25 protein-coding genes are annotated in these 25,091 nt (G+C 60.0%); 14 read left to right on the forward strand and 11 right to left on the reverse strand.

What is annotated here, in order from left to right; translation table 11 throughout:
- Positions 1-23 precede the first annotated feature (23 nt).
- The 4 genes from OH720_RS26420 to OH720_RS26435 all read left to right on the forward strand — a co-directional run bounded on the left by OH720_RS26420 (position 24) and on the right by OH720_RS26435 (position 6,622).
- Positions 24-1,088: an imelysin family protein gene (locus OH720_RS26420; RefSeq protein ID WP_272603469.1), complete on the forward strand. Its 1,065-nt coding sequence runs from the start codon at positions 24-26 to the stop codon at positions 1,086-1,088.
- 14 nt (positions 1,089-1,102) lie between these two features.
- A complete protein-coding gene (locus OH720_RS26425) occupies positions 1,103-2,200 on the forward strand; it encodes a DUF1513 domain-containing protein (protein WP_272603470.1) in 1,098 nt (365 codons plus the stop codon).
- Between the two features lie 205 nt (positions 2,201-2,405).
- Positions 2,406-3,554: an efflux RND transporter periplasmic adaptor subunit gene (locus tag OH720_RS26430; RefSeq protein WP_272603471.1), complete on the forward strand. Its 1,149-nt coding sequence runs from the start codon at positions 2,406-2,408 to the stop codon at positions 3,552-3,554.
- Positions 3,555-3,568: 14 nt separating this feature from the next.
- Positions 3,569-6,622 carry a multidrug efflux RND transporter permease subunit gene (locus tag OH720_RS26435; RefSeq protein WP_272603472.1) on the forward strand — a complete coding sequence of 1,018 codons (3,054 nt, stop codon included), beginning with the start codon at positions 3,569-3,571 and terminating at the stop codon, positions 6,620-6,622.
- 49 nt (positions 6,623-6,671) lie between these two features.
- On the opposite strand, the gene OH720_RS26440 is transcribed toward OH720_RS26435, so the two are convergent.
- From OH720_RS26440 to colR, 5 genes are all read right to left on the reverse strand, one after another.
- Positions 6,672-6,899, reverse strand: a complete 228-nt coding sequence (locus OH720_RS26440) for a hypothetical protein (protein ID WP_081504798.1) — start codon at positions 6,897-6,899, stop codon at positions 6,672-6,674.
- A gap of 2 nt (positions 6,900-6,901) precedes the next feature.
- On the reverse strand, positions 6,902-7,615 hold the full coding sequence (locus OH720_RS26445; RefSeq protein ID WP_272603473.1) for a lipopolysaccharide kinase InaA family protein: 714 nt from the start codon (positions 7,613-7,615) through the stop codon (positions 6,902-6,904).
- A gap of 3 nt (positions 7,616-7,618) precedes the next feature.
- Positions 7,619-8,287, reverse strand: a complete 669-nt coding sequence (locus OH720_RS26450; protein WP_272606525.1) for a class I SAM-dependent methyltransferase — start codon at positions 8,285-8,287, stop codon at positions 7,619-7,621.
- Between the two features lie 150 nt (positions 8,288-8,437).
- On the reverse strand, positions 8,438-9,721 hold the full coding sequence (locus OH720_RS26455; RefSeq protein WP_008057557.1) for a sensor histidine kinase: 1,284 nt from the start codon (positions 9,719-9,721) through the stop codon (positions 8,438-8,440).
- Positions 9,711-10,394 carry a two-component system response regulator ColR gene (gene colR, locus OH720_RS26460; protein WP_272603474.1) on the reverse strand — a complete coding sequence of 228 codons (684 nt, stop codon included), beginning with the start codon at positions 10,392-10,394 and terminating at the stop codon, positions 9,711-9,713. Before colR ends, OH720_RS26455 begins: the two co-directional genes overlap by 11 nt.
- 219 nt (positions 10,395-10,613) lie before the next feature.
- Here colR and OH720_RS26465 point away from each other — a divergent pair, with 219 nt between their 5' ends.
- Positions 10,614-11,357 (forward strand): phosphatase PAP2 family protein, encoded by a 744-nt coding sequence (locus OH720_RS26465; protein WP_272603475.1) that lies wholly within the window; start codon positions 10,614-10,616, stop codon positions 11,355-11,357.
- A 122-nt stretch (positions 11,358-11,479) separates the two neighbouring features.
- On the opposite strand, the gene groL is transcribed toward OH720_RS26465, so the two are convergent.
- From groL to OH720_RS26485, 4 genes are all read right to left on the reverse strand, one after another.
- Positions 11,480-13,126, reverse strand: coding sequence for a chaperonin GroEL (gene groL, locus OH720_RS26470; RefSeq protein ID WP_008057554.1), 1,647 nt, complete (start codon positions 13,124-13,126; stop codon positions 11,480-11,482).
- 49 nt (positions 13,127-13,175) lie between these two features.
- Complete coding sequence (locus OH720_RS26475; protein WP_007985847.1) at positions 13,176-13,469, reverse strand: co-chaperone GroES; 294 nt, start codon at positions 13,467-13,469, stop codon at positions 13,176-13,178.
- Between the two features lie 248 nt (positions 13,470-13,717).
- Positions 13,718-14,194, reverse strand: coding sequence for an FxsA family protein (locus OH720_RS26480; RefSeq protein ID WP_272603476.1), 477 nt, complete (start codon positions 14,192-14,194; stop codon positions 13,718-13,720).
- 66 nt (positions 14,195-14,260) lie between these two features.
- Positions 14,261-14,992, reverse strand: coding sequence for a HugZ family pyridoxamine 5'-phosphate oxidase (locus OH720_RS26485; protein WP_272606526.1), 732 nt, complete (start codon positions 14,990-14,992; stop codon positions 14,261-14,263).
- A 163-nt stretch (positions 14,993-15,155) separates the two neighbouring features.
- On the opposite strand from OH720_RS26485, the gene OH720_RS26490 reads away from it, so the two are divergent.
- On the forward strand, positions 15,156-15,914 hold the full coding sequence (locus OH720_RS26490) for an SDR family oxidoreductase (protein WP_272603477.1): 759 nt from the start codon (positions 15,156-15,158) through the stop codon (positions 15,912-15,914).
- 118 nt (positions 15,915-16,032) lie between these two features.
- Here OH720_RS26490 and apbC read toward each other — a convergent pair whose 3' ends face one another.
- Positions 16,033-17,127 carry an iron-sulfur cluster carrier protein ApbC gene (gene apbC / locus OH720_RS26495; protein ID WP_272603478.1) on the reverse strand — a complete coding sequence of 365 codons (1,095 nt, stop codon included), beginning with the start codon at positions 17,125-17,127 and terminating at the stop codon, positions 16,033-16,035.
- A 152-nt stretch (positions 17,128-17,279) separates the two neighbouring features.
- Between apbC and metG the strand changes: the two genes are divergently transcribed.
- The 8 genes from metG to OH720_RS26535 all read left to right on the forward strand — a co-directional run bounded on the left by metG (position 17,280) and on the right by OH720_RS26535 (position 24,173).
- Positions 17,280-19,331 carry a methionine--tRNA ligase gene (gene metG, locus OH720_RS26500; protein ID WP_272603479.1) on the forward strand — a complete coding sequence of 684 codons (2,052 nt, stop codon included), beginning with the start codon at positions 17,280-17,282 and terminating at the stop codon, positions 19,329-19,331.
- 142 nt (positions 19,332-19,473) lie between these two features.
- Positions 19,474-20,043 carry an Rnf-Nqr domain containing protein gene (locus tag OH720_RS26505; protein ID WP_272603480.1) on the forward strand — a complete coding sequence of 190 codons (570 nt, stop codon included), beginning with the start codon at positions 19,474-19,476 and terminating at the stop codon, positions 20,041-20,043.
- Positions 20,040-21,062 carry an electron transport complex subunit RsxB gene (gene rsxB / locus OH720_RS26510; protein ID WP_272603481.1) on the forward strand — a complete coding sequence of 341 codons (1,023 nt, stop codon included), beginning with the start codon at positions 20,040-20,042 and terminating at the stop codon, positions 21,060-21,062. Before OH720_RS26505 ends, rsxB begins: the two co-directional genes overlap by 4 nt.
- Complete coding sequence (locus OH720_RS26515; protein ID WP_272603482.1) at positions 21,049-22,035, forward strand: RnfABCDGE type electron transport complex subunit D; 987 nt, start codon at positions 21,049-21,051, stop codon at positions 22,033-22,035. Before rsxB ends, OH720_RS26515 begins: the two co-directional genes overlap by 14 nt.
- The gene (locus OH720_RS26520) at positions 22,032-22,643 is read left to right on the forward strand and encodes an RnfABCDGE type electron transport complex subunit G (protein ID WP_272603483.1); all 612 of its coding nucleotides are present in this window, start codon (positions 22,032-22,034) and stop codon (positions 22,641-22,643) included. Before OH720_RS26515 ends, OH720_RS26520 begins: the two co-directional genes overlap by 4 nt.
- Positions 22,636-23,223, forward strand: coding sequence for an Rnf-Nqr domain containing protein (locus OH720_RS26525; RefSeq protein WP_272603484.1), 588 nt, complete (start codon positions 22,636-22,638; stop codon positions 23,221-23,223). Before OH720_RS26520 ends, OH720_RS26525 begins: the two co-directional genes overlap by 8 nt.
- Before the next feature lie 25 nt (positions 23,224-23,248).
- Entirely contained in the window at positions 23,249-23,887 is a 639-nt protein-coding gene (gene nth / locus OH720_RS26530; protein ID WP_180205310.1) for an endonuclease III, read from the forward strand.
- Between the two features lie 106 nt (positions 23,888-23,993).
- A complete protein-coding gene (locus OH720_RS26535) occupies positions 23,994-24,173 on the forward strand; it encodes a PA3496 family putative envelope integrity protein (RefSeq protein ID WP_180205311.1) in 180 nt (59 codons plus the stop codon).
- Positions 24,174-24,263: 90 nt separating this feature from the next.
- On the opposite strand, the gene OH720_RS26540 is transcribed toward OH720_RS26535, so the two are convergent.
- Positions 24,264-24,890, reverse strand: a complete 627-nt coding sequence (locus OH720_RS26540; protein WP_008057539.1) for a response regulator transcription factor — start codon at positions 24,888-24,890, stop codon at positions 24,264-24,266.
- Positions 24,891-25,091 lie beyond the last annotated feature (201 nt).

The raw sequence follows: 25,091 nt of genomic DNA on the forward strand, positions 1-25,091 counted from the left end.
GCATCTTCCCGCGGGAGCCCGACATGTTCCGTCCCAAATTGTTGTTCACCAGCCTTGCCGCGCTAGCCCTGGGCGCCTGCTCGCCGCAGGACCCACAAGCCGTCACCTCGGCGGCGATCGCCAAGTCAGTGATTCTGCCGACCTACACCCGCTGGGTTGAAGCAGACCGCCAGTTGGCCGTCAGCGCCCTCGCCTACTGCGAAGGCAAGGCCAACCTGGAAACCGCCCGCGCCGACTTCCTGCACGCGCAAAAAGCCTGGGCCGAGCTGCAACCGCTGCTGATCGGTCCACTGGCCGAGGGTAACCGTGCCTGGCAGGTGCAATTCTGGCCGGACAAGAAGAACCTGGTCGGCCGCCAGGTCGAGCAACTGGTCAGCGCTCAACCGCAGATCGATGCCGCCGCCCTGGCCAAGTCCAGCGTGGTGGTTCAAGGCCTGTCGGCCTACGAATACATCCTGTTCGACAGCAAGCCTGATGTGGCCAATGCCGAGCAAAAAACCAAGTACTGCCCACTGCTGATCGCCATTGGCGAGCGCCAGAAAGAACTGGCTGAAGAAATTCTCAAAAGCTGGAACAACACCGACGGCATGCTCGCGCAGATGAGCAAGTTCCCGAACCAGCGTTACGCCGACTCCCACGAAGCGATCGCCGATCTGCTGCGCGTGCAGGTCACCGCCCTCGATACCTTGAAGAAGAAGCTCGGTACGCCGATGGGCCGCCAGAGCAAAGGCGTGCCGCAACCGTTCCAGGCCGATGCCTGGCGCAGCCAGTCGTCCCTGACCGCCCTGGAGGCCAGCCTGGCCGCCGCCAAAACCGTGTGGGAAGGTGTCGACAACAAAGGCCTGCGCGGCCTGTTGCCGAGCGAGCAGAAGCCATTGGCCGACAAGATCGACGCGGCCTATGCCGCCTCGTTGAAATTGTTCGCCAGCAACCAGCGCTCGTTGACCGAAATGCTCAACGACGACGCCGGTCGCCAGCAACTCAACGATCTCTACGACAGCCTCAACGTCGTTCACCGCCTGCACGAAGGCGAGCTGGCCAAGGCGCTGGGCATCCAACTGGGCTTCAATGCCAACGACGGTGACTGATGAGGGCAAGTGACATGCTGCGACGCCAGGCTCTGACATTAGGGAGTTTGCTGCTAGGAGCAGTGACACTGGGCGGCTGGACGCTGTTCAAGCGCAAGGATCAAAGCCCGCTGCTGCTCTCGGCGCGGGACGATACCGACGGCAAGCACTACGCCGTCGGTTACCGGCTGGACGGCACCCGCGTGTTTGCCACCCAGGTCGGCCAGCGCTGCCATGACATCATCAACCACCCGGCATTGCCGATCGCGCTGTTCGTTGCCCGGCGTCCGGGCACCGAGAGCTACCTGATCGACCTGCGTGACGGCACGTTGCTGCAAACGGTGACCTCGCGGCCCAACCGGCACTTCTACGGTCACGCGGTGATCCACCACAGCGGCGACTGGCTGTACGCCACCGAAAACGACACCACCGATCCGGGTCGCGGCCTGCTCGGTGTGTACAAGTTCGAAGGCGAACGCCTGGTCCATAGCGGCGAGATTTCCACCCACGGCATCGGCCCGCATCAAGTGTCGTGGATGCCCGACGGCGAAACCCTGGTGGTGGCCAACGGCGGCATCCGCACCGAAGCCGAAAGCCGGGTCGAGATGAACCTCAACGCCATGGAGCCAAGCCTGGTCCTGATGCAGCGCGACGGCACCCTGCTGAGCAAGGAAACCCTCGGCCAGCAGATGAACAGCGTGCGGCACCTGGGCATTGCCAGCGATGGCACCATCGTCGCCGGCCAGCAATTCATGGGGGCGGCTCACGAGCATTCGGAGCTGCTGGCGATCAAGCGTCCCGGCCAGCCGTTCGTGGCGTTCCCGGTGCCCGAGCATCAATTGCAGGCCATGGGGCACTATACCGCCAGCGTTGCGGTGCACAGCGACCTGCGCCTGGTCGCGTTGACCGCGCCTCGGGGCAACCGCTTTTTCATCTGGGACCTGGACAGCGGCGAAGTGCGCCTGGACGCGCCATTGCCCGATTGCGCCGGGGTGGGCGCGGTAGCCGATGGATTCGTCGTGACCTCCGGCCAGGGGCGTTGCCGGTACTACGATTGCCGTCAGACAAACCTGGTTGCAAAACCGCTGGAGCTGCCGGCAGGGCTCTGGGACAACCACCTGCACCTGATCTGAACACCTCACTCCCTGTAGGAGCGAAGCTTGCTCGCGAAGACGGCCGCACATTCAACATCGTGTTGACTGACATACTGCCTTCGCGAGCAAGCTTCGCTCCTACAGGGTTTGCGCCTGCCTGTAACAAGTGCCAGTTGGATTCACGCTTCCACTCGCGGTAATGTGCCCTACTGTCTCACCTGATTTTCTCCAAGGAACTGGAAATATGCTGCGTCGCCGCATGCTGATCATGTTGGGGGTTGTTCTGCTGATCGTGCTGGTGCTGGCCGGGTATAAAGCCTTCTCCATCTACACGATGATCCAAGGCTTCTCTGCGCCCAAACCGCCGATCAGCGTCGCCGTGGCCACCGCCACCGAACAGCCATGGCAAGCGCGCCTGCCTACCGTAGGCACCCTCAAGGCACTGCAAGGCGTAGACCTGAGCCTGGAGACCGACGGCACGGTCGTCGATTTGCAGTTCGAGTCCGGGCAGAAGGTCAAGGCCGGCCAACCACTGCTGCGCCTGGACAGCGCCGTGGAAAGCGCCTTGCTCGAAACCGCCCTGGCTGACCTCGGGCTGGCCCAACTCGATTACGGTCGCGGTAGCCAGCTGGTGGGCAGCCAGGCCATTTCCAAAGGCGAGTTCGATCGACTGTCGGCGGTACTGAAGAAGAGCAAGGCCACGGTCAATCAACTCAAGGCAGCGCTCGGCAAAAAAAGCATCGCCGCCCCCTTCAGCGGGACCATCGGCATTCGTCAGGTGGACGTTGGCGACTACCTGGCCAGTGGCACCATGATCGCCACCCTGCAAGACCTCAGCAGCCTCTACGTCGACTTTTTCGTGCCCGAGCAATCGGTGCCGAAGATCGCCCTCGGCCAGCCGGTTGAAATCATCGTCGCGGCCTACCCGTCCCAGACCTTCCCGGGCACCATCAGTGCAATCAATCCGAAACTGGAAAACAGCACGCGCAACATGCAGGTCCGCGCGACCCTGGCCAACCCCGATGGCAAATTGCTTCCCGGCATGTTCGCCAGCCTGCAGGTGATGTTGCCCAACCCACGACCGAGCATCGTCGTGCCGGAAAGCGCGATCACCTACACGCTCTACGGCAACTCCCTGTATGTCGTTGCAGAGAAAAAGGCCGAAGACGGCAGCCTGGAAAAAGACGACAAGGGCCAACCGGTACTGATCGCCGAACGGCGGTTCATTGAAACCGGTGAACGCCGCGACGGTCAGGTGGTGATCAGCAAAGGCGTGCGCAACGGCGAAAAAGTGGTCACGGCCGGCCAGATCAAACTGGACAACGGAGCGCACATCGCCATCAGCGACGACAAGACCCTGGCCGATAAGAACAGTCAGCCACGCGCGGACTGATCAAGGAACCCCCAATGGCTTTTACCGACCCGTTCATCCGTCGCCCGGTGCTCGCCACCGTGGTCAGCCTGTTGATTGTGCTACTGGGTTTCCAGGCCTGGAGCAAGTTGCCTCTGCGTCAATACCCGCAAATGGAAAATGCCCTGATCACGGTCACCACCGCGTACCCCGGGGCCAACGCCGAAACCATCCAGGGCTACATCACGCAACCGTTGCAGCAGAGCCTCGCCAGCGCCGAGGGTATCGACTACATGACCTCGGTCAGTCGCCAGAATTTCTCGGTGATCTCGATCTATGCGCGCATTGGCTCCAACACCGACCGTTTGTTCACCGAGCTGCTGGCCAAGGCCAACGAGGTCAAGAACCAGCTGCCCCAGGATGCCGAAGACCCGGTGCTGAGCAAGGAAGCCGCCGATGCCTCGGCGCTGATGTACATCAGTTTCTTCAGCAAGGAACTGAGCAACCCGCAGATTACCGACTACCTGTCGCGGGTCATCCAGCCGAAACTGGCGACCCTGCCGGGCATGGCCGAAGCCGAGATTCTCGGCAACCAGGTATTCGCCATGCGCCTGTGGCTGGACCCGGCGAAGCTGGCCGGCTTCGGCCTGAGCGCCAGCGACGTGACCAACGCGGTGCGCCAGTACAACTTCCTTTCCGCCGCTGGTGAATTGAAGGGCGAGTACGTGGTCACCAGCATCAACGCCAACACTGAACTCAAATCAGCCGAAGCCTTCGCCGCGATCCCGCTCAAGGTTGAGGGTGACAGTCGCGTGCTGCTGCGCGATGTCGCGCGGGTCGAGATGGGGGCGGAAAACTACGACTCCATCAGCTCGTTCGGCGGTACGCCCTCGGTGTACATCGGCATCAAGGCCACGCCAGCGGCCAACCCGCTGGACGTGATCAAGGAAGTGCGCAAGATCATGCCGGAGCTGGAGGCCCAGTTGCCGCCGAATCTCAAGGGGGAAATCGCCTACGACGCGACGCTGTTCATCCAGGCATCGATCGATGAGGTGGTGAAGACCCTGTTCGAAGCGGTGCTGATCGTGATTGTGGTGGTGTTCCTGTTCCTCGGTGCGTTGCGCTCGGTGGTGATCCCGGTAGTCACCATTCCGCTGTCCATGATCGGCGTGATGTTCTTCATGCAGATGATGGGTTACTCCCTGAACCTGCTGACCCTGCTGGCGATGGTGCTGGCCATCGGCCTGGTGGTGGACGACGCCATCGTGGTGGTGGAAAACATCCACCGCCACATCGAGGAAGGCAAGACACCGCTGGACGCCGCCATAGAAGGCGCCCGGGAAATCGCCATGCCGGTTGTCTCGATGACCATCACCCTGGCGGCGGTGTATGCGCCCATCGGCTTCCTGACGGGCCTTACCGGGGCGTTGTTCAAGGAGTTCGCCCTGACCCTGGCCGGTGCGGTGGTGATCTCCGGCATCGTCGCCCTGACCCTGTCGCCGATGATGTGCGCCCTGCTGTTGCGTCACGATGAAAACCCCACGGGCCTGGCCCATCGCCTGGACCTGATTTTCGAAGGCCTGAAGCGCCGTTACCAGACAATGCTGCACGGCACCCTCAACACCCGGCCGGTGGTGCTGGTGTTCGCGGTGATCGTGCTGTGCCTGATTCCCGTGCTGCTCAAGTTCACCAAGTCGGAACTGGCGCCGGAGGAGGACCAGGGCATCATTTTCATGCTGGCCAACGCCCCGCAACCGACCAATCTCGACTACTTGAACACCTACACCGACGAATTCATCGCGATCTTCAAGGCGTTTCCCGAGTACTACTCGTCGTTCCAGATCAACGGCTTCAACGGTGTGCAATCGGGGATCGGCGGTTTCCTGCTCAAGCCCTGGAACGAGCGCAGCCGAACTCAGATGGAGATCCTGCCCGAGGTTCAGGCCAAGCTGGAGAGCATTTCAGGCTTGCAGGTTTTCGGCTTCAACCTGCCTTCCCTGCCGGGCACGGGCGAGGGTCTGCCGTTCCAGTTCGTGATCAACACCGCCAACGACTACGAGTTGCTGCTGCAAGTGGTTGATCGGGTGAAAAAGCGCGCGATGGAGTCGGGCAAATTCGCCTTCGTCGACGTCGACCTGGCCTTCGACAAGCCCGAAGTGGTGGTGGATATCGACCGTGCCAAGGCTGCCCAGATGGGCGTGTCGATGCAGGATCTGGGCGGGACACTCGCGACCTTGCTGGGGGAGGCGGAAATCAACCGTTTCACCGTTGATGGCCGCAGTTACAAAGTCATCGCCCAGGTCGAGCGGCCCTTCCGGGACAACCCTGACTGGCTGAACAACTACTACGTCAAGAACACCCAGGGCGAACTGCTCGCCCTCTCGACCCTGATCACCGTGACCGACCGGGCGCGCCCTCGGCAACTGAACCAGTTCCAGCAACTCAACTCGGCGATCCTTTCCGGGGTGCCGCTGGTCAGCATGGGTGAAGCCATCGACGCGGTGCGGCAGATCGCCCGGGAAGAAGCGCCGGCGGGCTTTGCCTTCGACTATGCCGGTGCATCGCGGCAGTACGTTCAGGAAGGCAGTGCGCTATGGGTGACCTTCGGCCTGGCACTGGCGATCATTTTCCTGGTACTGGCTGCCCAGTTCGAAAGCTTCCGCGACCCGTTGGTGATCCTGGTGACCGTCCCGCTGTCGATCTGCGGCGCCTTGCTGCCGCTGTTCCTCGGCTGGTCGAGCATGAACATCTATACCCAGGTCGGGTTGGTGACGTTGATCGGCCTGATCAGCAAGCACGGGATCCTGATCGTCGAATTCGCCAACCAGCTGCGCAAGGACAAGGGCCTGACGCCCCGCGAGGCGGTGGAGGAAGCCGCGGCCATTCGTCTGCGTCCGGTGTTGATGACTACGGCGGCAATGGTGTTCGGCATGGTGCCCTTGATCATCGCCACGGGGGCGGGGGCGGTGAGCCGGTTCGATATAGGTACGGTTATCGCCACGGGGATGTCGATTGGGACGTTGTTTACCCTGTTTGTGCTGCCGTGTGTGTATACCCTACTGGCAAAACCCGATAAACCCTCACGCCAAGATCGTTCCCACGCTCTGTAACAAAAAAGGCCTCGCATCAGCGAGGCCTTTTATTTGGGCTTCAATCTGTTCAACTTTGCGGCCTCAGTCCTTGAGAAAGCCCGAACATGAACAGCAACAAATCATGATCGGGTTGAGTCGCGACGGATGCCTTGGCAACCCGTGGCAACGGACAGTGCGCGTCACTGTGTACTGAACTGAGGACTTGCGTGCGGGGCTGCTCCCATGCGGCCACCGCGAGTGAAGCAACTGCCAAGGCTCCTACCAGAAACAAACCTCGCGCAACTTCAAGTTTCATTTCTATAAACCTTTGATAGCGCTGCCAAACGCCGTCTCATAAAAATAGACGAGTTTCTTCCAGTCCGTCGCGCTGAATGACGAGTGGCGGCGCAGCTGTTTCATGTCATGCGCGGCCGCCTGCCGAGCGCTCAATCGCTGCCGGCACTTCTCCAGATCGATCAAGGCAACCTCGACTTTAGCAGCCTCGCCCTCACCGGTGACGCGAACGAATACGTGCTTGATATAGATGCAGCTGTGCTGCCAACGCCCCTTGTGCATCCGCGCCAGGTTCTCGGCCAGGTCCTTGAGCACACGATCGTGCACAGCCTCGCCATGGCGCTCGCGTCCACCACCGGCATACCAATGCTCGATTTCCTCGAAGCCGTCCAGGGACTTGGTCACCAGCAATGCGCGCCATTTGTGCACGGGATCGCGTTGCGCACCACAGAAAACGATTTCCGGAACCCGCACATCGAGCAGACGCAGGCCGGTGAGTGCATCACGCTCGCGCAACACCGTCGGCCGTCCGAAAGGGTGCAAAAGACCGCGATGGATATGGCCGGTCTGGCGTTTTACGTAAAGCAGTTGTCCGTCACTGCCCATGAGGCGCTGCACGCCACTCTCACCACCGCGCCGAACATTGGGTTCTTCCACCCATTCACCGCGCTGATTCCAGTAGTAATCGAATGGGTCCTGGGAAGCGACGTCCGATCCTGCTGCACACTGCTCTGCCATCTGTTACCTCTTGCGCAATACATAAACTCGCCACATGGCATAGAGCGGCAAAAAGTCGATACGTTCCTGAATACGGAAACCTGCCTGCTCAAACTCTTTTTCTACGGTAGCCACCGGTAACACAAATCGATTCTGGTAACCTTCCTGCCCACGGGTTTTCTCCGCGCGCTTGCGTTTCCAGGCTTTGAAGTTGCCGTCGACCCACAGCGAGAGGATGACGCTGTCACGGCTGACGCGCTCGAATTCGCGCAAAATCGCCAGTCGATGCTCGGCTTCACCGATGTGGTGGAGCAAACGCATGCAGAAAATACTGTCGACGGCGTTATCCGGCAAGGCGATGTCGAACGCAGACGTCTGCAAGGGTTGTACCCGTTTCACCACTTCAGCCGGTTGCGACTGTGTAGCGATCTTGATCATGGACTCGGAATTGTCGGCACCGATGATCACGCGGTTGGGTTTTTCCGCCAGCAACGGCCAGAAGCGCCCCGCGCCACAGGGCAGATCCAGGACCAGGCCCGGTTCGCCGACCAACGTCAACGCCTTGCGCGCCATCTGCTCATCGCGCCAGTGAGACAAGCGGCGACCCACGCCATCCTTGTGCTTGCGCAAGTAACGTTGGGCGTGTTGATCGTCGTATTTGTTGGAAAAATCCAGTTTGATCGGGCCATCCACCATCATCAATCTCCTGAGCTCTGATACCGACCACCTTAGGTAGCGATGTGTGAGGTTCAGGTCATGCGATTGTGAAAAATTTGTCATGAGTACCTCGAATCATTTCGAGGTATTACAAGGCAGCGATTTCAATCAACCTTTCAGCGGCCATCAACTCACGGTCGATGCATTGAACTGGACCTGAAAACGACAGCCATTGGGTTCCATGGTCGTCAGGCTGACACTCCAGCCCTGGTTTTCACAAATCCGTTGTACTAACGATAGCCCAAGCCCGAGACCCTCTCCGCGTTTCTCGCTGCCTCGCACGAAAGGCTCGAACATCGCTTCGCGTTTTTCCTCGGGAATGCCTACGCCACTGTCCTCGACCATGAACCCCATGGGCATCAGGCTCAGGCGGATAAACCCCCGGTCGGTGTAATGCAGAGCGTTACGCAGCAGGTTGCCCATGACCGCATGCAGGAGCGTTGCGTTGTAACGAGTTTTGTTGGGGGTTCCCTGGTCCACGATCAACTTGAGACCTTTGGCCTCGATCGGTTCGCGCCACAGGTTGATCAAGCCATCGGCCACTTCGCCCAGCGTCTGCTGCGCAGACATGCCGGCGTCTTCGCGCTGGGTGCGGGCGAGCATCAGGAAGGTTTGTACCAACTCGCGCATTTCCTCACTGGCGCGGGCAATTCGCTCTACCTGGGCACGGCCGCGCTGATCGATACCGGGGTTTTCCAACAACAACTCGCAGGAACTGGCTAGCACCATCAAGGGCGTACGCAGTTCATGGCTGACGTCACTGGTGAACATGCGTTCGCGGGTCAACGCCTGGCGCAAACGGCCAAGGGTAGCGTCGAAGGCCACGGCCAGCTCGCCCACTTCATCGGCCGCATAATCCGGCGCCAGTGGCGGTGCCAGCCCCAGCAACTGATCGCGATGACGTACCTGGCGCGCCAGCCTTACCACCGGCGCCATTACCTTGCGGGCCAGCACCCAGCCGAGGAACACCGCCAGCGCCAGACTCAGCACGAAGCCCACCAGCACTACGGCAAACAGCACCCGCTCGCGTTCTTCGAAGTCACTCTGGTCCTGCAACAGCACATACCGCCGGCCATCGACGATCTCGACCATCGCGTGGTACGACAGCTGCTCGCGAAAGACTTCGTGAAACCCCGAGTCCAGGTGCCGCAAGTCCTTGGGCAACTCGAAATCACCCGGCCCGCCGCTGAAATAGAACAACTGGTCCGGTTCCGGGCGATGGCTCCAGTCCGAGACGTTGTCCATCAGCAACAGGCGCTGCAAATCGCCGCCCAGGCCCGCCGAGATCAGTTTTTCTTCCACCAGGTGAACAGTGGCGACGATGCCCATGGCAAAGGCACCCGCCACCAGTGCGCTCATCAGCGCAAAGGCAATGATGATCCGTTGAGCAAGGCTCTGTCTAAACTCCATCACGCCCCTCGGCCAGGCGGTAACCCACACCATGAACGGTGTGCAGCAGCGGTTTTGCGAACGGCTTGTCGATCACCTGGCGCAATTGATGGACGTGGCTGCGCAGGCTGTCGCTGTCCGGGCAGTCATCGCCCCACAGGGCCTCTTCGAGAATTTCGCGGCGCAGTACATGCGGGCTTTTTTGCATCAGCACCGCCAGCAACTTCAGGCCTACCGGATTGAGCTTGAGCAATCGGCCTTCGCGGGAGACTTCCAGCGTGTCGAGGTCATAACTCAGGTCGCCGACCTGCAAGGTCCGGCGACCGCCGCCCTGGGTGCGCCGCATCACGGCTTCGACCCGCGCCGCCAGTTCAGACAAGGCGAAGGGTTTGATCAGGTAATCGTCGGCACCGGATTTGAAGCCCTGCAGGCGGTCGTCCAGTTGATCGCGCGCGGTGAGCATGATCACCGGCGTGTCGCGCCGGGCGTCTTCGCGCAGGCGCTTGCACAGGGTATAACCGTCGATGCCGGGCAGCATGATATCGAGCACGATCAAGTCGTAATGCTCGGTGGCCGCCAGATGCAGGCCCGACAAACCGTCCTGTGCACAATCCACGGTATAGCCTTTGAGTCCCAGGTAATCAGCCAGATTGGCCAGGATATCGCGGTTGTCTTCAACCAATAAAATTCGCATGGGCACCTTCTCCGTACACAGTAACGGCCGTCTTGGCCCGCGCAGCTTAAGGCCAAGTGTGGCTCAGGGCCAGGGTTGTGTGCAGTCGTCTGTTAAGCGAAATGTCCGGCCCAGGCCTCAACGTTTTTTTCACTATCGGTTCACAGCCTGACGACAGGATAGAGCTCAGACTCCGCGCGGCTGCGTATTCAAGAACATTTTACTGACCAAGGATTCGCCATGGTTTCGATCTCTGCACGCCCCGCTTCCCGACCGCTCAACTTCTGGGTGTGCCTGGGTGTTCCTGCCTTTACAGCAATCATTTTGGTATTGCTCGAACTGACGACCCTGGACATGGACCTGGCCAGGCTGTTCTACGACCCGGTCGCCGGGAATTTCATCGGGCGGCACAGTTACTTCCTGGAAACCATCCTGCACGATCGGGCCAAGCAAGTGGTCATCGCCTTCTCGGTGCTGGCGATCCTCGGTTTTGCCGGTTCGTTCTTCATGACCCGGCTCAAACCGTTCAAGCGGGAACTGGGCTGCCTGGTGCTGTCTTTGGGGCTGGCGACTTCTTTCGTCACGCCGATGAAGGCGGTGACGGCGGTGCAATGCCCGTGGAGCCTTGAGCAATTCGGCGGTCACGAGACCTACAGCGAATTGTTGAGCCCGCGTCCGGCCACGGAAAAACCGGGGCGTTGCTGGCCTGGCGGTCATGCCGCGACCGGTTTCACCCTGTTTGCGCTGTTCTTCGTGTTGCGTGATCGTCGCCCACGCATGGCGCGTGCGGCGCTGGTTTTCGCTTTCGCCCTGGGCTCGGTGTTTTCCATTGGCCGCATGCTGCAGGGGGCGCATTTTTTCTCGCATAACGTGTGGACGGCGGTGTTCTGCTGGCTGATTTGCCTGGGGTCTTATTATTGGATTTTGTACCAGCCAGCGGTGAAGGTTGAGCACGTAGGCAAAACGGAGCCGGTCGGCGCCTGAACTGACGCCTTCGCGGGCAAGCCTCGCTCCTACAAGGGATTGGTGTGATTCTCAAAATGGAGGCAATAAAAAACCCCGCCTGCTTTCGCAGACGGGGTTTTTAGTACAGGGGTAAGGCTGGCTTACATCATGCCGCCCATGCCGCCCATACCGCCCATGTCTGGCATGCCGCCGCCAGCTGCGCCTTCTTTCTTCGGCGCTTCAGCAACAGCAGCTTCGGTGGTCAGGATCAGACCGCCGATCGACGATGCAGCTTGCAGCGCGGAACGGGTGACCTTGGTTGGGTCCAGGATGCCCATTTCGATCATGTCGCCGTATTCGCCAGTCGCAGCGTTGTAACCGAAGTTACCTTTGCCGTTCTTGACTTCGTTGACCACAACGCTTGGCTCGTCACCGCTGTTGGCAGCGATCTGACGCAGCGGTGCTTCAACGGCACGGCGCAGAACGGCGATACCTACGTCCTGATCAGCGTTGTCGCCTTTCAGATCGTTCAGGGTTTGCAGAGCGCGGATCAGCGCAACGCCACCGCCAGGTACCACGCCTTCTTCAACGGCTGCACGGGTAGCGTGCAGGGCGTCTTCAACGCGGGCTTTCTTCTCTTTCATTTCTACTTCGGAACCAGCACCAACCTTGATCACTGCAACGCCGCCGGACAGCTTGGCCAGACGCTCTTGCAGTTTCTCACGGTCGTAGTCCGAGGAAGTTTCGGCAACCTGAGCACGGATCTGAGCAATGCGGGACTCGATGTCGCCTGCTACGCCAGCACCGTCAACGATGATGGTGTTTTCCTTGGAGATGGTCACACGCTTGGCGCTGCCCAGGTTATCCAGGGTGGCTGCTTCCAGGCTCAGGCCGATCTCTTCGGAGATAACGGTACCGCCGGTCAGAACGGCGATGTCCTGCAGCATGGCCTTGCGGCGGTCGCCGAAGCCTGGCGCCTTGACGGCTGCGACTTTAACGATGCCACGCATGTTGTTCACGACCAGAGTCGCCAGGGCTTCGCCTTCAACGTCTTCGGAAACGATCAGCAGTGGACGGCCGGCTTTGGCAACGGCTTCCAGCACTGGCAGCATTTCGCGGATGTTCGAGATCTTTTTGTCGACCAGCAGAACCAGCGGGTTGTCCAGCTCGGCAACCATGGTTTCCGGCTTGTTGACGAAGTACGGGGACAGGTAGCCACGGTCGAACTGCATGCCTTCTACAACCGACAGTTCGTTTTCCAGGCCAGTGCCTTCTTCAACGGTGATCACGCCTTCTTTACCGACTTTTTCCATGGCTTCGGCAATGATGTCACCGATGGAGTTGTCGGAGTTGGCCGAGATGGTGCCAACCTGAGCGATTGCCTTGGTGTCAGCGCATGGCTTGGACAGGTTTTTCAGCTCTTTGACGATGGCGATGGTCGCCTTGTCGATGCCGCGCTTCAGGTCCATCGGGTTCATGCCGGCAGCGACGGCTTTCAGGCCTTCGTTGACGATAGACTGAGCCAGAACGGTAGCGGTGGTGGTGCCGTCGCCTGCGTCATCGTTGGCACGGGAGGCAACGTCTTTGACCAGCTGCGCGCCCATGTTTTCGAAACGGTCTTCGAGTTCGATTTCCTTGGCTACGGAAACGCCGTCCTTGGTGATGGTCGGAGCGCCGAAGCTCTTCTCGATGATCACGTTACGGCCTTTCGGGCCCAGGGTCGCTTTTACCGCGTCAGCCAGGACGTTGACGCCTTTGAGCATTTTCTTGCGGGCGGAATCGCCAAACAGAACTTCTTTAGCAGCCATGATCGATATTCCTTAAATACTTTGTAGTAACGGGAAAATGAGCGGGGAATCAGCCTTCGATAACAGCGAGGATTTCGTTCTCGCTCATTACCAGCAGGTCTTCGCCGTCGACTTTCACAGTGTTGCTGCCGGAGTAAGGACCGAACACAACCTTGTCGCCCACTTTCACGGACAGTGCACGCACTTCACCGTTTTCCAATACGCGGCCGGTGCCGACAGCGAGGATTTCGCCGCTGTTGGCTTTTTCAGCAGCCGAACCTGGCAGGACGATACCGCCAGCGGTTTTCTTTTCTTCTTCGCTGCGACGGATGACGACGCGGTCATGCAGAGGACGAAGCTTCATTGTCGATCTCTCCTAATTGTGGTTTTCATCGGCCGGTGTAGTCCCGGCGGGTTTAACAAAGTCCGGCGGTGCCGGGTGCGGTTCGTCGAGCGAACCGCGGAAGTCTGTCTGGCGTGATCACCAGAAACCTTGCGGTGACCGATACATAAGGGCGCATAAGCTTATTACAAGGGCGGAGATCGAAAAATTTTTAAGACGATCTGCCGAAAACGAACACGGCACCCGAAGGTGCCGTGTCGATAGGGGTGTTACTTGGTGTCGCGGTGTTCGAACTCGCCTTCGATCACATCGGGCTCGCGGCTCAGTGGCTCGCGTGGCACAGGACCGCCACGGGGCTGGAGGTCATCGGCGAACGCACGCTGGCGGATCGCTTGCTCCTCGGCACGCTGGCGCATTTTATTGGCCAGCAGGCGGCGGCTGATCGGCAGTAGCAGGATCAGGCCGAGCACATCGCTGATGAAGCCCGGTAGGATCAACAGGCCGCCGGCCAACGCCAGCATCAGGCCCTCGAGCATGGTCTGGGCCGGCAGCTCGCCACGGTTCAGGCTTTCACGGGCACGCAGCGCCGTGGCCAGCCCGGCGACGCGCAACACGAATACACCGAACATCGAGCCGAGAATGATCAGCAGCAGGGCCGGGAAAAACCCGATCGCCCCTGCCACCTTGACGAATACGAACAGCTCCAACACCGGGAACAGCAGAAAGAGCAACAAAAAAGGGCGCATCAAATGGTTCCTCAACGCAAGAATGCCTTGCCAGTCTTCCCTAGATGACGTCGCCATTGCGTGAATTCAAGCGTCGGCCACTGCATTTTTCGGCCAATGTTCGGCGTGAGCCAGGAAAACCAAGGCTTCGCGAACTTGTGTCGGCGTATTACATGGCGCCTGGAATCGCAGCCAGTAGAGACTTTGACCGATGCGCAGGTGCATACCTTCGCTGTCGATACCGACCAGCTGCGCCGGCGAGGTTTTCGGCAGGCCGGCCAGGTCGACGTAATGGGCAATGGCCTTGGCGTGATCGGCGTTCATGTGTTCGACCATGCTCGCCTCGGCCTTGCCCGCAAAGGGGTTGGCCAGGATCAGGTCATTGACCCAGTGAATCGCACCAAAACCGCCGATGTACCGATGGCGTACAGGCTTGAGCACCCAAAAATCGAAATCGTGGGCCTGGTGATAGTTTTGCGAATCAGGGAAGTACCGGTAATAACGCTCAGCAGCCGCTTCGATGGCCGCCCCATCCTGAAGCTGTTCTGCCTCGGCCAGGTAGGTCAGCCGACCAACGGCTTGCACGTCTTCGGCCCCACGCTCCCCTACAAAAAGTGAGCATTTCGGGTCTTTTTGCAGATTATGGGTGTGTTGGGCGATGCGGCTGATCAAAATCAGCGGTCGACCCTCGTCATCCAGGCAATAAGGCACCACAGAACCAAACGGAAAACCTGGCATAGACTTGGAATGCGTCGAGAGCACTCCACGGTATTCCTTGAGAAGCAATTCTCGGGCATTCTTGGCCGCTTCAACGCTCAATTTATGACTCCTTATAGAGATTCCGTCTAAAAAACGGACGGGCGACCCGGGAAAGTCCCGGTACGCGATCGGGGCAGTTCTCATGTGCAGCCAGGCCATTTCAGGCGCAGATCGAGAGACTCTCTAAAAGGAATCCACCAGATCCGCTACCGGGGGCATACGAATGAAACTCACTGACAAAGTAATCATTATCACAGGCGGTTGCCAGGGTTTAGGCCGCTCGATGGCCGAGTATTTCGCCGCCAGGGGCGCGAAGCTGGCGCTCGTGGACCTCAATCAGGAAAAGCTCGACGACACCGTCGCTGCCTGCACGGCCTTGGGGGTCGAAGCCCGCGCCTACCTGTGTAACGTGGCCAATGAAGAACAGGTGAGCCACATGGTCGCCCAGGTCGCCGACGACTTCGGCGCGATCCATGGCCTGATCAACAACGCCGGGATCCTGCGTGACGGCCTGCTGCTCAAGGTCAAGGATGGTGAAATGACCAAGATGAGCCTGGCCCAGTGGCAGTCGGTCATCGACGTCAACCTGACCGGCGTCTTCTTGTGCACCCGTGAGGTCGCGGCGAAAATGGTCGAGCTCGACAACAGCGGCGCGATCATCAATATCTCGTCGATTTCCCGCGCCGGCAACGTTGGCCAGACCAACTACTCCGCCGCCAAGGCCGGTGTCGCTGCAGCCACCGTGACCTGGGCCAAGGAACTGGCGCGCTACGGCATTCGTGTGGCCGGCATTGCGCCGGGCTTCATCGAAACCGAAATGACCCTGAGCATGAAACCTGAGGCGCTGGAGAAGATAACGTCGGGGATTCCGCTCAAGCGCATGGGTAAGCCTGAGGAAATCGCCCAATCGGCGGTTTACATCTTCGAAAACGACTACTACACCGGTCGGATTCTGGAGTTGGATGGCGGGTTGCGCATCTAAAAATAACGCAACAACTGTAGGAGCGAGCCTGCTCGCGATGGTGGGTCAGGCACCACTGTGTCGACTGACACACCATCGCGAGCAGGCTCGCTCCTACAGGGGATTGTGTTTCAGATCATCAATCGTCGCTGATGGTGATGTTCGGCATCGCCGGCGTAGCGGCTTCCTGCAGCACGATCCGCGCGCCGACGTGGCGGGCCAGTTCCTGGTAAACCAGGGCAATCGGGCTGTCCGGCTCGGCGATCACCGTTGGCTTGCCGCCATCGGCCTGTTCGCGGATTGCCATCGCCAGCGGCAACGACGCCAGCAGCTCAACGCCATACTGATTGGCCAGTTTCACACCGCCGCCCTCACCGAACAGATGCTCGGCATGCCCGCAGTTCGAGCAGATGTGCACGGCCATGTTTTCCACCACGCCCAGCACCGGGATGTTGACCTTGCGGAACATCTCCACGCCCTTGCGCGCGTCCAGCAACGCCAGGTCCTGTGGCGTGGTCACGATCACCGCGCCGGCCACCGGGACTTTCTGCGCCAGGGTCAGCTGGATGTCACCGGTGCCTGGCGGCATGTCGATGACCAGGTAATCCAGGTCGCCCCACGCGGTTTGTGTCACCAGTTGCAACAATGCGCCGGAGACCATCGGCCCGCGCCAGACCATCGGCGTGTTGTCATCGGTGAGGAACGCCATGGACATCACTTCGACACCATGGGACTGGATCGGCACGAACCATTTCTGGTCCTTGATCTGCGGCCGGGTGCCTTCGGCGATGCCGAACATGATGCCCTGGCTCGGACCGTAGATGTCCGCATCGAGAATCCCCACCTTGGCGCCTTCGCGGGCCAGGGCCAGCGCAAGGTTGGCGGCGGTGGTGGACTTGCCCACGCCGCCCTTGCCGGAAGCCACGGCCACGACGTTCTTGACGTTGGCCAGGCCCGGGATCTGTGCCTGGGCCTTGTGCGCGGCGATCACACTGGTGATGTCGACGCGGGCAATGCTGACACCGTCAAGGCCTTCAATGGCCATCTGCAGCATCTGCGCCCAACCGCTCTTGAACAGACCGGCGGCATAACCCAGCTCCAGCTGCACGCTGACGCGCTCGCCCTGGATCTCGATGTTGCGCACGCACCCGGCGCTGACCGGATCCTGGTTCAGATAAGGGTCGGTGTATTGGCGAAGGACGGCTTCCACCGCTGCGCGATTGACGGCGCTCATGGGCAACTCCGAAACAAGACTGGGAAAAGATGGCGGGTATCCTACCCCTTCTGTCTTCCGGACGGCATGCCCGGCAACGATTTGCAGGGGTGAAATATCTTTGCCAGCGCTTTATAGTGGCCGACCTCCGTTTCATCAAGTAGCCGAGCCCCATGTCCGAGCCACGCAAGATCCTCGTCACCAGCGCCCTGCCCTATGCCAATGGTTCGATCCATCTTGGCCACATGCTGGAATACATCCAGACCGATATGTGGGTGCGCTTCCAGAAGCACCGCGGCAACCAATGCATTTATGTCTGCGCCGACGACGCCCACGGCTCGGCGATCATGCTGCGCGCGGAAAAGGAAGGCATCACCCCGGAACAACTGATCGCCAACGTCCAGGCTGAACACAGCGCCGACTTTGCCGAGTTCCTGGTGGACTTCGACAATTTCCACTCCACTCACGCCGAAGAAAACCGTGAGCTGTCGAGCCAGATCTACCTGAAGCTGCGCGACGCTGGGCACATCGCCACGCGTTCGATCACCCAGTACTTCGACCCGGAAAAGAAAATGTTCCTGGCCGACCGCTTCATCAAGGGCACCTGCCCGAAATGCGGCACCGAAGACCAGTACGGCGACAACTGCGAAAAATGCGGCGCGACCTACGCACCGACTGACCTGAAGGATCCGAAGTCGGCTATTTCCGGCGCCACCCCGGTGCTCAAGGATTCCCAGCACTTCTTCTTCAAGTTGCCGGACTTCCAGGAAATGCTGCAATCCTGGACCCGCAGCGGCACCCTGCAGGACGCCGTGGCCAACAAGATCGCCGAATGGCTGGATGCCGGCCTGCAACAGTGGGATATCTCCCGCGATGCGCCGTACTTCGGTTTTGAAATCCCCGACGAGCCGGGCAAGTATTTCTACGTGTGGCTGGACGCACCGATCGGCTACATGGCGAGCTTCAAGAACCTCTGCGATCGCACGCCGGAGCTGGATTTCGACGCGTTCTGGGGCAAGGATTCCACCGCCGAGCTGTACCACTTCATCGGCAAGGACATCGTCAACTTCCACGCCCTGTTCTGGCCAGCCATGCTCGAAGGCGCGGGCTACCGCAAGCCGACCGGCATCAACGTGCACGGCTACCTGACCGTCAACGGCCAGAAAATGTCCAAGTCCCGCGGCACCTTCATCAAGGCCCGTACCTACCTGGACCACCTGTCGCCGGAATACCTGCGTTACTACTACGCAGCCAAGCTGAGCCGTGGCGTCGACGACCTCGACCTGAACCTCGAAGACTTCGTGCAGAAGGTCAACTCCGACCTGGTCGGCAAAGTCGTCAACATCGCCAGCCGTTGCGCCGGCTTCATCAACAAGGGCAATGCCGGGGTGATGGTCGAGACCAACGCCGCGCCGGAGCTGACCGAAGCGTTCCTGGCCGCCGCGCCAAGCATCGCCGACGCCTATGAAGCCCGCGACTTTGCCCGCGCCATGCGCGAGATCATGGGCCTGGCCGACCGTGCCAACGCCTGGATCGCCGACAAGGCGCCATGGTCGCTGAACAAGCAGGAAGGCAAACAGGAAGAAGTCCAGGCCATCTGCGCCACCGGCGTCAACCTGTTCCGTCAACTGGTGATCTTCCTCAAGCCGGTGCTGCCGCTGCTGGCCGCCGATGCCGAGGCGTTCCTCAACGTCGCGCCGCTGACCTGGAACGACCACGCGACCTTGCTCGCCAACCATCAGTTGAACGAGTTCAAGCCGCTGATGACCCGTATCGACCCGGTAAAAGTGCAGGCCATGACCGACGCTTCGAAAGAAGACCTGACCGCCAGCCAAACTGACACCGGCGAAGTTGCACCTGCCGGCAACGGCGAACTGACCAAGGATCCGTTGTCGCCGGAAATCGAGTTCGACACCTTCGCGGCAGTCGATTTGCGCGTCGCACTGATCGTCAAGGCCGAGCACGTGGAAGGCGCCGACAAGCTGTTGCGCCTGACCCTGGACATCGGTGACGAGCAGCGCAACGTATTCTCCGGGATCAAGAGCGCTTATCCGGACCCGTCCAAGCTCGATGGTCGCCTGACCATGATGATCGCCAACCTCAAGCCGCGCAAAATGAAGTTCGGGATTTCCGAAGGCATGGTGATGGCGGCAGGCCCCGGCGGTGAAGAAATCTACCTGCTGAGCCCTGACAGCGGCGCCAAGCCTGGTCAGCGGATCAAGTAAGGCAATGCAGTAAATCGATCCCACAGTCGTGCCTGGCGCGACTGTGGGATTTTCATGTCTGGCCCACCCTCCGTCCTTGCCGGATAATGCCTAAGCTTTTTAGACCGCTGCGTTGAAAAGCCCCGTTCTTGCCGGCACGATCATGACCGAAACCCTGCTTACGCTCATCAGCACCGCCCTGCTCAACAACCTCGTGTTGCACTGGCCGCTGGGTGTCGATCCGCTGTTGGGCAGCGAACGTCGCCAGGTCCATGCCCTGGGCATCGCGACGACCTGCCTGATGCTGGTCACCGGGGTGCTCGGCTATGCGTTCTATCAATGGCTGCTGGTACCGCTGGGGTTGACGGCGCTGCACCTGTTCGTGTTCCTGCCGTTGAGTGCGCTGCTGATCCGCCCGTTGTTGACGCTGCTTGCACGGGTGTTTTCGACGCTGTCTTTCGAAGGCCTCTGGCCGTTGCTGCTGTGCAATGCCGGGGTGCTTGGCGTGGCATTGCTCAACGCTCGCGAGGACAAAGGACTTTTTCACGCCACAGCCTTGAGCATCGGTGCCGGGTTGGGGTTCTGGCTGGTACTGAGTCTGTTCCATGACCTGCGCCAGCGCACACTCGACAACGATGTGCCCCTGCCCTTTCGCGGCCTGCCGATCGACCTGATTGGTGCCGGCCTGATTGCAGTGGCCTTTCTCGGATTCAGCGGGCTGATCAAAACATGAGTCTGATTCAACGCATCGACGCCCTCTTGCCGCAAACCCAATGCGGCAAGTGTGGCCATCCCGGATGCAAGCCGTACGCTGCTGGCATCGCCAGCGGTGAGCCGATCAACAAATGCCCGCCTGGCGGCAGTGAAACCATCAACGCCCTGGCCGAACTGTTGAACCTACCGGTGCTGGAACTGGACGTCAGCCGCGGCTCGGCCCCGGCGCAGATAGCCTATATTCGCGAAGCGGAGTGCATTGGTTGTACCAAATGCATTCAGGCCTGCCCGGTGGACGCCATCGTCGGCGCGGCCAAGTTGATGCACACGGTCATCATCGACGAGTGCACCGGTTGTGACCTGTGCGTGGCGCCCTGCCCGGTAGACTGCATCGAAATGCATCCACTGCCCTTGAGCGGCGTGCTACCGATAGTCGGTGGCCTGGCCTTCAGCCTGGAAGAGCAACGGGCCCGTGCCGCCAAACGCAACCATGCTCGGCGCCGTTTCGAGCAGCGCAACGCCCGCTTGCAGCGTGAAGAACAACAAAAAACTGCCGAGCGCGAAGCCCGCGCGCAACGTGCCGCCCAACCCAGCGCGGCACACACACAGACGCCGCTCGACCCGGTACAGGCAGCCCTGGAACGCGTTCGCGCGCAGAAGGCCGCGAATGCCGATGCAGCCTTGAAAAAAGCCAAGGTCGATCTGGCGATGAGCCGGGCGCAATTGAACAAGTCGCTCAAAGCCTTCGGTCATCCGCCGACCTTCGAACAGCAATCGCAGTTGATTGTCCTGCAACAGCAGTTCGAAGCCGCCGAGCAAGCCTTGGCCCAACTGGAACGCGCTGCACCGCCGACCCCTGCCCCCGTGGCGGGCCCGGCGAAGGACGCCGAGCTGAAACGGGCGAAAATCCAGCTGGCCATGCGCCGCGCCGAACTGAAGAAAGCCCAAGCCAGTGCCGCATCCGCCGAGCAGATCGAAGTCCTGGAGCGCGCCTTGGACGAAGCCGAACGCCTGGTGGATGCCCATGCCACCCCTTGAATCGGTCGACGAACGCCTGCAGCAGGCGATGAAACTGGTTCTACTGGCGACGCTGCCAGGGTTATTGGCGTTGTTCTGGTTCTACGGCTGGGGAGTGTTGATCAACCTGATCCTGGCAGGCGCCAGTGCGTTGGCCGCTGAAGCGGCGGTGCTGCGATTGCGCAAGCGCGCGCTCAAGCCGACCTTGAGCGACGGCAGCGCCTTGGTCAGTGCCACGCTATTGGCCCTGGCCTTGCCGCCCTACTGCCCCTGGTGGCTGACGGTCAGTGCTGCCGCGCTTGCCATGGTGTTCGGCAAGCACCTGTATGGCGGGGTCGGCAGCAACCCGTTCAACCCGGCGATGCTCGGTTTCGCCCTGGTGATGGTGACCTTTCCACAGCAGATGACCCATTGGCCCGCCTCCCATGGCATGGACCTGTGGGGAGGTGTGCAACAAGTGTTCGGCGTAGGCCAAGGCCCGGACGCCTGGGTGCGGGCGACGGCACTGGACAGCCTGCGGATCAACAAAAGCCTGACCATGGATGAGCTGTTCTCGGCGAATCCGGCCTTTGGTCAATTCGGTGGCCGCGGCGTGGAATGGGTCAACCTGGCCTTTCTCGCCGGCGGCGCGTTTTTGCTGCAACGCCGCGTGTTCAGCTGGCATGCGCCGGTCGGTATGCTCGCCAGCCTGTTCGTCATCAGCCTGTTGTGCTGGAACGGTTCGGGCTCAGACTCCCACGGATCGCCGCTGTTTCACCTGCTCACCGGCGCCAGCATGCTAGGCGCTTTCTTCATCGTCACGGAACCGGTGTCCGGTGCAAAAAGCCCCGGTGCGCGATTGCTGTTTGGTGCCGGCGTGGGGTTGCTGACCTACCTTATTCGCACATGGGGTGGCTACCCGGACGGCGTGGCCTTTGCCGTGCTGTTGATGAACCTCTGTGTACCGGCGCTGGAGCGGCTTGTGGCGGCCAGGCAGGAGCAGAACGCACCATGAGCCGAGCGTCGAGCGCCGTCATCCTTGCATTGCTGGCCACCCTCGGGACTGGCCTGACCTATCTCGCGCAGCAGGGCAGCGCGCCACGAATTGCGGCTGAACAGCGCCTGATCGACAGTCGCAACCTGCTGGACCTGCTATCGCCCGGCAGCTACGACAATCAACCGCTGGAACAACCCCTCAGCCTCGAAGGCACCGCCCTGGGCAACAGCACGCTGTTGGCGGGTTACCGCGCGACCAAGGCCGGTCGAGCCTGTGCCGTGCTGCTGCGCAGCCAGACCCTGGGCTACGCGGGCACCATCGATTTGCTGATCGCCATCGATACCGACGGCAGAGTGTTGGGGGTCAAAACCCTCAAGCAAACGGAAACCCCGGGGCTCGGCGCACGCATCTCCGACTGGCCCAATGCCTGGCTTGAGGCTTTTTTCGGCAAGTCACGAACTAATCCGGGTGACAACGGTTGGGCCTTGAAAAAGGACCAGGGGCAGTTCGACCAGATTGCGGGAGCGACCATCACCTCAAGAGCCGTGATCCAGGCCACCCATGACGCCTTGCGCTATTTCGATGAACACCGGGCCTCACTGCTTGGGAGCCCTGCAGATGAATAAATCGTTGCAGTTACAGAACACCTTGATGCTCGTGCCGCTGATTGGCGCCACCGGCTCACTGGTGAATGCCCTGGGCCTGTGGGTGATGTTCATTGTGGTGACCAGTGCCTTTGGCCTCTGCATGAACGCCTTGCGCTCGCGGCTGCTCCCGGCGACCCAATTGCCGGCCAGCGTACTGCTTGCCGCAACACTGACCAGTTGCGCAGAACTCGGCGCGCAGGTCTGGTCGCTGCAATGGCATCAGCATGCCGGGATCTATGCCGGCTTGATCGCCTTGCAATGCGTCGTGCTGGAGCGCAATGATTTCTTCCAGGGCCCCTGGCGCGAACGCTGGCGCCTCTGCGGCCTGTTCGGCGCATCGATGGTGGGCCTGGGCCTGCTGCGCGAACTCATCGGCTACGGGACACTCGGTAATCATCTGCCGTGGCTGGCTGCTGCGACGCACGCCGATTGGCAGGGCTGGGTGCTGACTGCTGACGGTGGCTTGCGCCTGGCCACGCTGGCCCCTGGCGGTTTCATACTGCTGGGATTGCTGATCGCCGCCTGGCAAGCCTGGCACCGCCCGCCCCCCTCACACTGAACGCCTTCGAGGAAACTCACCGCACATGAACGCCGCAAAACGTCTGGAAATTTTCCGCAGGCTGCATGAAGACAATCCGGAACCGAAGACCGAACTGGCTTACTCCTCACCCTTTGAATTGCTGATTGCGGTGATTCTATCGGCGCAATCGACCGATGTCGGCGTCAACAAGGCCACGGCCAAACTGTTTCCGATTGCCAACACCCCGGCGGCGATTCATGCCTTGGGTGTCGAAGGATTGTCGGAATACATCAAGACCATCGGCCTGTACAACAGCAAGGCAAAAAACGTGATCGAGACCTGCCGCCTGCTGGTTGAGCGTCATGCCGGTGAAGTGCCGCAGACCCGCGAGGAACTGGAAGCCTTGCCCGGCGTAGGCCGCAAGACCGCCAACGTGGTGCTCAACACTGCATTTCGCCAATTGACGATGGCCGTGGACACCCACATTTTTCGGGTCAGCAACCGCACCGGCATCGCGCCCGGCAAGAATGTGGTCGAGGTCGAGAATAAATTGATGAAGTTCGTGCCCAAGGAGTACCTGCTCGACTCCCATCACTGGCTGATCCTTCACGGACGTTACGTTTGCCTGGCCCGCAAGCCTCGCTGCGGCAGTTGCCGGATCGAAGACTTGTGCGAATACAAGCACAAGACCTCGGACGATTGAGCCGCTATTGGGTTTTTCGATTTATCGATTGAAAAAATCTTTTTTACCCGTCGCACGATTGTCGATATAAGGAGCCCCAAAGGCCTTCTTCGCCTGGAGTAACTAAATGAGCACTGGCAAAGAGCAATTGGACGTAGATGAAGACTTCACCACCACAGAGGCTGATGATGCCGAGCCGGTGGCAGAAGTGGCGAAAACCAACCTGAGCAAGCGCCGGACCATCGACAACCTGCTGGAGGAGCGCCGACTGCAAAAGCAATTGGCCGATTACGATTTTGACTTGTAAAACCTAAAAGCCTCCCGAAACGGAGGCTTTTTACCAAGTGTCGAGTCGCGATAAATGCCCCCCTGTCGCACTTCGTCAACCCAGGACTCATCATGCCAGGCCGTTACGCTGGGCCAGCTCGATCAGATCGACCAGCGAGCGAGCATTGAGTTTCAACAGCAGTCGGGTCTTGTAGGTACTGACGGTCTTGTTGCTGAGAAACATCCCATCGGCAATCTCTTTATTGGTCTTGCCCCGGGCCAACTGTTGCAACACCATCATCTCCCGCCCTGACAGACGATCCACCATATCGGCTTCACTGGCGTTGCCAAGACTGGCACGCACTGTATGCAAAGCCTGATTGGGAAAGTAACTGTAGCCAGACAAGACAGCCTTTATTGCACTGAGTAACTCCGTAAGATCCTGTTGTTTGCACACATATCCGGCGGCTCCCGACTGCATGCAGCGCATGGAAAAATGTCCAGGGGACTGGGAGGTCAATATCAGCACTTTCATCGGCATCGCAGCCGATGTCAGTCGCGCAATAACTTCCAGCCCATCCAGTTTCGGTATTCCAATATCCAGGATGACAATGTCCGGCATGTATTCTCGGGCTAGTTGTAATGCATCCACACCATTATCTGTTTCTGCAATGACTTCATAGCCATGACGCTCCATCAGCATTCGTACCGCAAGACGAATGACGGGGTGATCATCCACAATCAGCACTTTATTCATGGGCAAGTCCAATTTCGCTATTCGAATTTTTAGAGCCCGCACAATAGCCTAGTCGTTTCCCCCCTGGCATGTCGCCCCCCCCGGCCACTCGCACCGAGAGACATTCCCTACAAAAAACAGAGACTTTTCTTACAAAAAATCCAAGAAATTGCAGGGCAGAAAACTTTTATTGAGCACTTGACTTTCTAATTGAGATTATTT

Origin of the sequence: Pseudomonas sp. WJP1 (assembly GCF_028471945.1) — a bacterium.
In the GTDB taxonomy this organism is placed as follows: Bacteria; Pseudomonadota; Gammaproteobacteria; order Pseudomonadales; family Pseudomonadaceae; genus Aquipseudomonas.

Excerpts from the sequence above, each read along its gene's own strand:
- OH720_RS26505 (WP_272603480.1), top strand. The coding sequence starts at position 19,474 with ATGACCGAAACCCTGCTTACGCTCATCAGCACCGCCCTGCTCAACAAC.
- OH720_RS26525 (WP_272603484.1), top strand. The coding sequence starts at position 22,636 with ATGAATAAATCGTTGCAGTTACAGAACACCTTGATGCTCGTGCCGCTG.
- apbC (WP_272603478.1), bottom strand. The coding sequence starts at position 17,127 with ATGAGCGCCGTCAATCGCGCAGCGGTGGAAGCCGTCCTTCGCCAATAC.
- OH720_RS26430 (WP_272603471.1), top strand. The coding sequence starts at position 2,406 with ATGCTGCGTCGCCGCATGCTGATCATGTTGGGGGTTGTTCTGCTGATC.
- OH720_RS26520 (WP_272603483.1), top strand. The coding sequence starts at position 22,032 with ATGAGCCGAGCGTCGAGCGCCGTCATCCTTGCATTGCTGGCCACCCTC.
- OH720_RS26445 (WP_272603473.1), bottom strand. The coding sequence starts at position 7,615 with ATGGCAGAGCAGTGTGCAGCAGGATCGGACGTCGCTTCCCAGGACCCA.
- metG (WP_272603479.1), top strand. The coding sequence starts at position 17,280 with ATGTCCGAGCCACGCAAGATCCTCGTCACCAGCGCCCTGCCCTATGCC.
- OH720_RS26515 (WP_272603482.1), top strand. The coding sequence starts at position 21,049 with ATGCCACCCCTTGAATCGGTCGACGAACGCCTGCAGCAGGCGATGAAA.
- OH720_RS26535 (WP_180205311.1), top strand. The coding sequence starts at position 23,994 with ATGAGCACTGGCAAAGAGCAATTGGACGTAGATGAAGACTTCACCACC.
- OH720_RS26440 (WP_081504798.1), bottom strand. The coding sequence starts at position 6,899 with ATGAAACTTGAAGTTGCGCGAGGTTTGTTTCTGGTAGGAGCCTTGGCA.
- OH720_RS26465 (WP_272603475.1), top strand. The coding sequence starts at position 10,614 with ATGGTTTCGATCTCTGCACGCCCCGCTTCCCGACCGCTCAACTTCTGG.
- OH720_RS26540 (WP_008057539.1), bottom strand. The coding sequence starts at position 24,890 with ATGAATAAAGTGCTGATTGTGGATGATCACCCCGTCATTCGTCTTGCG.
- nth (WP_180205310.1), top strand. The coding sequence starts at position 23,249 with ATGAACGCCGCAAAACGTCTGGAAATTTTCCGCAGGCTGCATGAAGAC.
- OH720_RS26435 (WP_272603472.1), top strand. The coding sequence starts at position 3,569 with ATGGCTTTTACCGACCCGTTCATCCGTCGCCCGGTGCTCGCCACCGTG.
- OH720_RS26475 (WP_007985847.1), bottom strand. The coding sequence starts at position 13,469 with ATGAAGCTTCGTCCTCTGCATGACCGCGTCGTCATCCGTCGCAGCGAA.
- colR (WP_272603474.1), bottom strand. The coding sequence starts at position 10,394 with ATGCGAATTTTATTGGTTGAAGACAACCGCGATATCCTGGCCAATCTG.
- OH720_RS26455 (WP_008057557.1), bottom strand. The coding sequence starts at position 9,721 with ATGGAGTTTAGACAGAGCCTTGCTCAACGGATCATCATTGCCTTTGCG.
- rsxB (WP_272603481.1), top strand. The coding sequence starts at position 20,040 with ATGAGTCTGATTCAACGCATCGACGCCCTCTTGCCGCAAACCCAATGC.
- OH720_RS26480 (WP_272603476.1), bottom strand. The coding sequence starts at position 14,194 with ATGCGCCCTTTTTTGTTGCTCTTTCTGCTGTTCCCGGTGTTGGAGCTG.
- OH720_RS26425 (WP_272603470.1), top strand. The coding sequence starts at position 1,103 with ATGCTGCGACGCCAGGCTCTGACATTAGGGAGTTTGCTGCTAGGAGCA.
- OH720_RS26490 (WP_272603477.1), top strand. The coding sequence starts at position 15,156 with ATGAAACTCACTGACAAAGTAATCATTATCACAGGCGGTTGCCAGGGT.
- OH720_RS26420 (WP_272603469.1), top strand. The coding sequence starts at position 24 with ATGTTCCGTCCCAAATTGTTGTTCACCAGCCTTGCCGCGCTAGCCCTG.
- groL (WP_008057554.1), bottom strand. The coding sequence starts at position 13,126 with ATGGCTGCTAAAGAAGTTCTGTTTGGCGATTCCGCCCGCAAGAAAATG.